At 31.2% G+C, this 6,526-nt stretch carries 7 protein-coding genes; 5 read left to right on the forward strand and 2 right to left on the reverse strand.

The annotated features are described in order from the left end of the window. The first annotated feature begins 18 nt into the window (after positions 1 to 18). Entirely contained in the window at positions 19 to 546 is a 528-nt protein-coding gene (locus RR539_RS04325; protein ID WP_332473531.1) for a MerR family transcriptional regulator, read from the forward strand. 69 nt (positions 547 to 615) lie between these two features. Beyond that, positions 616 to 1,476: a GNAT family N-acetyltransferase gene (locus RR539_RS04330; protein WP_332473530.1), complete on the forward strand. Its 861-nt coding sequence runs from the start codon at positions 616 to 618 to the stop codon at positions 1,474 to 1,476. Between the two features lie 38 nt (positions 1,477 to 1,514). Here the strand turns inward: RR539_RS04330 and RR539_RS04335 are convergent, their stop codons facing one another. After that, a complete protein-coding gene (locus tag RR539_RS04335) occupies positions 1,515 to 2,717 on the reverse strand; it encodes a pyridoxal phosphate-dependent aminotransferase (RefSeq protein ID WP_332473529.1) in 1,203 nt (400 codons plus the stop codon). Positions 2,718 to 3,248: 531 nt separating this feature from the next. Between RR539_RS04335 and RR539_RS04340 the strand changes: the two genes are divergently transcribed. The 3 genes from RR539_RS04340 (at position 3,249) to prxU (ending at position 5,612) form a co-directional block, all read left to right on the forward strand. Then, positions 3,249 to 4,499 (forward strand): Y-family DNA polymerase, encoded by a 1,251-nt coding sequence (locus tag RR539_RS04340; protein ID WP_332500227.1) that lies wholly within the window; start codon positions 3,249 to 3,251, stop codon positions 4,497 to 4,499. Positions 4,500 to 4,511: 12 nt separating this feature from the next. Then, on the forward strand, positions 4,512 to 4,772 hold the full coding sequence (locus RR539_RS04345) for a hypothetical protein (protein ID WP_332473527.1): 261 nt from the start codon (positions 4,512 to 4,514) through the stop codon (positions 4,770 to 4,772). A gap of 231 nt (positions 4,773 to 5,003) precedes the next feature. Continuing rightward, the gene (gene prxU / locus RR539_RS04350; RefSeq protein ID WP_332473526.1) at positions 5,004 to 5,612 is read left to right on the forward strand and encodes a thioredoxin-dependent peroxiredoxin; all 609 of its coding nucleotides are present in this window, start codon (positions 5,004 to 5,006) and stop codon (positions 5,610 to 5,612) included. Positions 5,613 to 5,663: 51 nt separating this feature from the next. Here the strand turns inward: prxU and RR539_RS04355 are convergent, their stop codons facing one another. Next, entirely contained in the window at positions 5,664 to 6,356 is a 693-nt protein-coding gene (locus RR539_RS04355; RefSeq protein WP_332473525.1) for an aspartate/glutamate racemase family protein, read from the reverse strand. Between the last annotated feature and the right edge of the window lie 170 nt (positions 6,357 to 6,526).

Below are 6,526 nucleotides of genomic sequence, written 5' to 3' on the forward strand. Positions count from 1 at the left end.
TATCTTGAGGTGAAAAATATGAGTAAAAAAATAATTTCTTTTAAAGAGGCATGCAAGATAACTGGATATAAAGCATCTGCGATAAGATACTATGAGAAGGAGTTTTTCTTAACAATTCCTAGAGATGAGAATGATAGGAGAATATTTACAGAGAAGGAAATAGACACTCTTTTATACATTAAAGAACTTCAAGTGAAAGGTTATAGTAACCCTCAAATAAAGGCTAAAATGGAGGGGAAAGATGGGCTTGAAGAGGTTGCAGCAAGTGTAGCAATGCAGCCACCTATTTCTACTGTAAATGCAGCAGGATTTGTTAAAGAACTTGAAGACAAGCTTCAAGAAATTAGCAAATCACTTTGTGAACTTAGTGAAACAGTTAATGAAACTGTTACTTCTAAGGAGAGAGATCTTATAATAAGTGAGAATATGAGACTGAAAATGGAAAACAAAAAGAAGGAATATGAACTTCTTCAACTTAAAGAAAAGCTTGAATTAGAAGAAAGAAATAAAAAGGGAATTTTCTCAATGATATTTTCAAGAAAATAACACATTCTTTAACTTAATTTAAGTATATTGTATAATTAATATAAAATATAATTATTTAGGGTGTTAATGATGTTAGAGTTTAATACAATTAAGTTAAAGGATATACCTTTTGTAAAAAGTATATTATTTAGTGAAGATGCTGAAAAGGCAAATTTTTATTCAACAAAGAAAAAGAGTATTACCTATTTTACACTATTAAAAGGGGTTTATTTTGCTCTTAAAGATGGTAAAAAGGTAGGTATACTTGTTATAGACAGTTCTGTTAAGGAGTTTTACTTTTATCCTATTTATCCAGAAACACAAAACATAGACCTATTAGAATTTATTGACTCATTAGATGAGCGTTTTGACCTTACTGAATACACATTTGGGTTTAACTGTAACAACTTAGACTGTCTACTAGGCTCTGAAGAGGAGTATGAAATGATAAGCACAATTAAGTTTATGAAATGTAATCTTAGTAGCTTTGCAAGTGAAGTTAAGTACAAAAGCTTTGAGGATAAGGGGCTTTTGATTAGAAGATATGTTCTTAAAAAGGACGAGGAAATTAGAGTTAAGATCCAAAATGAGATTTTTAATAGTGTTAAGGGTCGTAGCCAATTAACTGTTCAGGATGTTTTAATGGAGGAGTATAGTCCAAAATTTATTGAGGATCTATGCTTTATACTTGAAGAGGATGGAGAAGCTATTGGATATGGTCAGATTATTAATATTAATGGATCATATTTTTTAGTTAACTTTGGAATAGTACCAAGTGCTAGAAAAAAGGGATATGCCAGAAACTTCTTAACCTATATTATGCTTATAGCCTATAAAAACGGAATAGGAAGCTTAGAACTTACAGTTGACAATACAAACATACCTGCAGTTAATCTATACGCAACACAGGGCTTTGAAGAAGTAAAGAACGTTATAAAAATACAGCTTTAAGATTAAATCTTAAAGCTGTATTTTTATGTTTATATATATTAATTTGATTTAAGTTCAATATACTTTTTAAGACCTGTTTCTATAATATGCATTGCCTTTTTAAGGTTATCACAGTTTAAGCAGTAGGAAATTCTAACTTCGTTTTTACCAAGACCCTTTGTTGCATAGAACCCATCAGCAGGAGCCATCATAACAGTTTGTCCATCTATTGAGTAGTCGCTAAGAAGCCACTTAATAAAGTCCTCGCCATCTTCAATTGGAAGCTTTGCAATAACATAGAATGCTCCAGTAGGTTTCTTGCATACAACACCATCAATACTTGAAAGTGCTGTAAATACTAGATTACGTCTTTTTTCGTATTCAGCTTTAACTTCAGTAAAGTAGGAATCATCTACATTAATAAGTTTTGATACTGCAAATTGTTCTATAGTAGGAACGCATAGTCTTGATTGGCATAACTTAAGAATGTTTTCTATAACATCTACATTCTTACTTGCAACAAGACCAACTCTTGCACCACAAGCGCTATAACGCTTAGAGATACTATCTATTAATATGATTCTATCTTCATATCCCTTAATATGCATAAAGCTTGTAAACTTAAGACCGTCGTATACAAATTCTCTATATACCTCATCTGTAATAATAAATAGATCATTGTCATAAGCAATTTGACATAGAAGTTCTATCTCATCCCTTGTATATACAACACCAGTTGGATTACCAGGGTTAGATACAACGATAGCCTTAGTTCTAGAGTTAATAGAAGCCTCAATAACTTCCCTTGATGGAAGTCTAAAACCATTTTCAGCAGTTGTTAAAAATGGAGATACATTTACTCCAGCTGATTCAGAAAACCCATTATAGTTAGTATAGAATGGCTCTGGCATTACAACATTATCCCCATAATCTGCAACTGCCATAATAGCAAATAGTATTGCCTCGCTTCCTCCATTAGTAATTAGAATGTCCTGATTTTCAAAGTTAATATCCCATTTTGAATAGTAATCAACAAAGCTATCTATTGTTTCTTTAAGTCCTTGAGATTCAGAGTATTTTAGAACTTCTTCATCAAACTCCTTAAATGCATCGAAAAACTCTCTTGGAGTTTTTATGTCAGGTTGTCCTATATTTAAATGATGAACGTGAATACCTTTATCCTGTGCCCTTTGTGCATAAGGTGCTAACTTTCTAATAGGTGATGCCTGCATATGTTGAATTCTTGTTGATACCTTTGGCATAAAAATCCCCCCGTTATAATGAATTAGATTAAATAGTGTAATAATATAATTACTTAAATTTCTTAAAGATGTTGTGATGCACATTACCATAATAGCCGTGTCCCTTGAAGTAAACATGATCTACACCTAAATTAAAGTATTGTCTATCTGAAATGTCAGAGCGTAAACTGCCTTTACGCGTTGAGTTATCTTCATTTCTTATTTTAGCATCGTACATTGAATATCACCTCCATGTTTCAAACATAGTATTTGCAATAATTCAAAATATAATACTAAAGACAAAATTTAAAATTTAAAAATAATTATCCTATAATACATATATTATTCCATAATAGTTAAAAAAGTTTAAGTACCACCAATAAACTATTTTAGTATTAATGTGGCATTTATATTATTATAATTGATATTATCATAACTGATAACCTAAAAATTATAATAATTTCCTTATTATTTTTATGCATATATACTACAATCAGAACATATGTTCTGATATAATGAAAATATAAATTAAGAAAGGAATAGTTTAGTAGTATGGATAAAAATGTTATTTTTCATTGTGATGTTAATAATGCATATCTTAGCTGGCAATCTGCCTACGGTGTTCTTAATAATGGAGATATAGATTATAGGGATATACCTTCTGTAATAGGAGGAAGTGAGTCAAAGAGACATGGAATAGTACTAGCTAAATCTACACCTGCTAAAAAGATGGGTATAAAAACAGGGGAGACCCTATTTAGTGCAAGGAAAAAGTGTAGAGATCTTGTGGTTATTCCTCCAAGATATGATATATATGTTAAGTGCTCAAAGGCTATGATTGATGTTTTAAGTGAATATACTCCTTGTATTGAAAGAACATCAATAGATGAGTGTTTTTTAGATTTTAGTGGTATGGATTATTTATATAGTGATTATATTAAGCTAGCTAAGGAAATACAAAGTAGAATATATAGTGAACTTGGATTTACTATTAATATAGGAATATCAACTAATAAGCTATTAGCAAAAATGGCAAGTGATTTTGAAAAGCCTAATAAAATACATACTCTTTGGCCAGAGGAAGTAGAAACTAAGATGTGGCCACTTCCTATAGGTAAGCTATATATGGTAGGAAAATCTTCACAGCGTAAACTTTTAGGGATTAATATACAAACAATTGGAGATCTAGCAAATGCGGATAAAGACATAATAACAAGACTTCTTAAAGGAAACGGAGATAAGCTTTATAGGTACTCAAGGGGTATAGAAGACTCGAAGGTTATAAGTGAAGAAATTGAAGCTAAGGGAATAGGAAACTCTACTACAATGTCATTTGATGTTACAGATAGGCATACGGCACATATGGTTTTATTATCTTTATGTGAGAATGTTGGAATGAGATTGAGAAGGGAAGGAAAGCTATGTAGCACCATCTCTATTAACATTAAGGAAAGTAGTTTTATATCATATTCAAAACAAAAAAAGTCCATAAGCCCAATAGATTCTACAAAGCGAATATATGAGGAGGCTATATATTTATTCGATATTCTATGGAAGGGAAATCCTATAAGACATCTTGGAGTTCAGGTTACAGACCTTACAAGTGAAGAAAGTGCCCAATTAAGTTTGTTTGATAGTTTATCATCGAATAAGAATAAGGCATTAGATACTACAATTGATGCTATTAGAAACAAATATGGAAATACATCTTTGGTAAGATCAGCATTTATAAATTCAGGACTTAAGTCAATAGCTGGGGGAGTTTCAGAGGATGACTACCCGAAAATACAAACAACTATGTAGAAGGAGAGAATAATGAAAACAATCCTAAAACCAATAGATATGGTTGCAGTATTTATAAGCAGTAAGGAGCCTACTCCAATAAAGTTTAGAGTTAAGGATGGGGAGGATATAATAGTTGTCAAAATTGACAGAGTTATATCCTCAAGTAAGGAAAAAATAGCAGGATGTAATATGTATGTGTATAGCTGTCAAAGTTGTATAAGAGGAATAGAAAGACGATTTGATCTTAAATACGATATAGATAATTGCAAGTGGATACTTTATAAAATATAGACTAAGCTTATTAATTAAAGCTTAGTCTATATTTTTTATTATTTAACTAAAAATTAGGAATAAATAGGGAGTGTATAAGAAAAACTAATATTAAAATAAAAAAATATAGATTTTTTCTATAAAAACACTAGACAACATATAAAATACATGATAATATTTATTCATAGATAATGATTCTTAAATAACGAGAGAACATCGTTATTATACAATAGATTTTAGGAGGAATAACTAATGATTAAAGTAGGAAGAAAAGCCCCTGAGTTTAGCACTAAGGGATACATTGATGGAAAGATAGTAGATTTCAAACTAGAAGATTACAGAGGAAAGTGGACAGTACTATTCTTCTACCCAGGAGATTTTACATTTGTCTGAATGACTGAAATTGCAGCAGTTGCTGCTAAGTATGACAAGTTCCAAGAGATGGGAGCAGAAGTTATTGCTATAAGCACAGACAGTCCATTTGTACACAAGGCTTGGGTTGACAATGAGCTTTCAAAGTCACTTAAGGGAACACCAGTACCATACATGATGGCATCAGATTCAGATACAACAATCTCACAAATGTATGGAGTATATGATGAAGAAGATAAGATCGCTGTAAGAGGTGTATTTATCCTAAACCCAGAGGGAATTGTTCAAACTTACGAAGTACTAACTCCACCAGTTGGAAGAAACATCTTCGAAACTCTAAGACAGCTTAAGGCTGCTAAGATGGTAAGCGAAAACGCTGGAGAAGTTGCACCATGCGGATGGGAGCCTGGAAAGAAGACTCTTAAGCCAAGTGAAGAACTAGTAGGTAAAGTTTGGGAGCAGTGGAGCCCAGAAAACGACCTTAAGTAAGATTAATTAGTATATTAAAGCTGAGTAGATTTCTACTCAGCTTTTTTAGGTTTATTTATTAATTGAATGTAATGCTGCCTTCTTAGCGTGAATAACAGCTGTATCAAATAGTGGAACTAAAGCATCTTCTTGATTAACTAAAAGTCCTATTTCAGTACATCCAAGGATTACCCCCTCTACACCTTCAGCTACTAAAGAATTAATAATACGAATAAATTCACTCTTTGAACTAGGATTTATTGTACCAAGGCAAAGCTCATTAAATATAGTATCATTAATGATTACTCTATCCTCTTCACAAGGAATAACAACCTGAAGACCTCTTTCTATTAGCTTTTCTTTATAGAAGTCTTGCTCCATAGTATATTTAGTTCCAAGTAAAGCTACTTTAGTAACACTTTTTTGGATAAGTATATCAGCAGTAGCCTCTGCAATATGTAAAATAGGAATATTTATTTTAGATTTAACTATATCAATAACCTTATGCATTGTATTTGTACATATAATAATAAAGTCAGCTCCACCTTTTTCTAGTCTTATAGCTGCATCAGCTAAAATAGCCCCACTTTTATCCCATTCACCATTTGATTGGCATTTTTCTATTTCTTCAAAATTAACACTATAAAGAAGACATTTAGCAGAATGTAGTCCACCAAGTTCTTCTTTTATAGTAGTATTTATTACTTGGTAGTAGCTAACAGTACTTTCCCAGCTCATACCACCTATTAACCCTATAGTTTTCATAGTAATATCCCTCCTAAAATTAAATATTCTAAACAGTATATCACAATAAAGTATAAGTAGTAAGAATAAATATACTTATTAATTGATTATTCAATTGGATTTAGTATTATAATAGATTTAGCACTTTAATATAAGGAAGTAAAGGTGTATTATATGATAATATAAACTTA

Origin of the sequence: Clostridium sp., assembly GCF_036639235.1 — a bacterium.
Lineage (GTDB): Bacteria > Bacillota > Clostridia > Clostridiales > Caloramatoraceae > Clostridium_AB.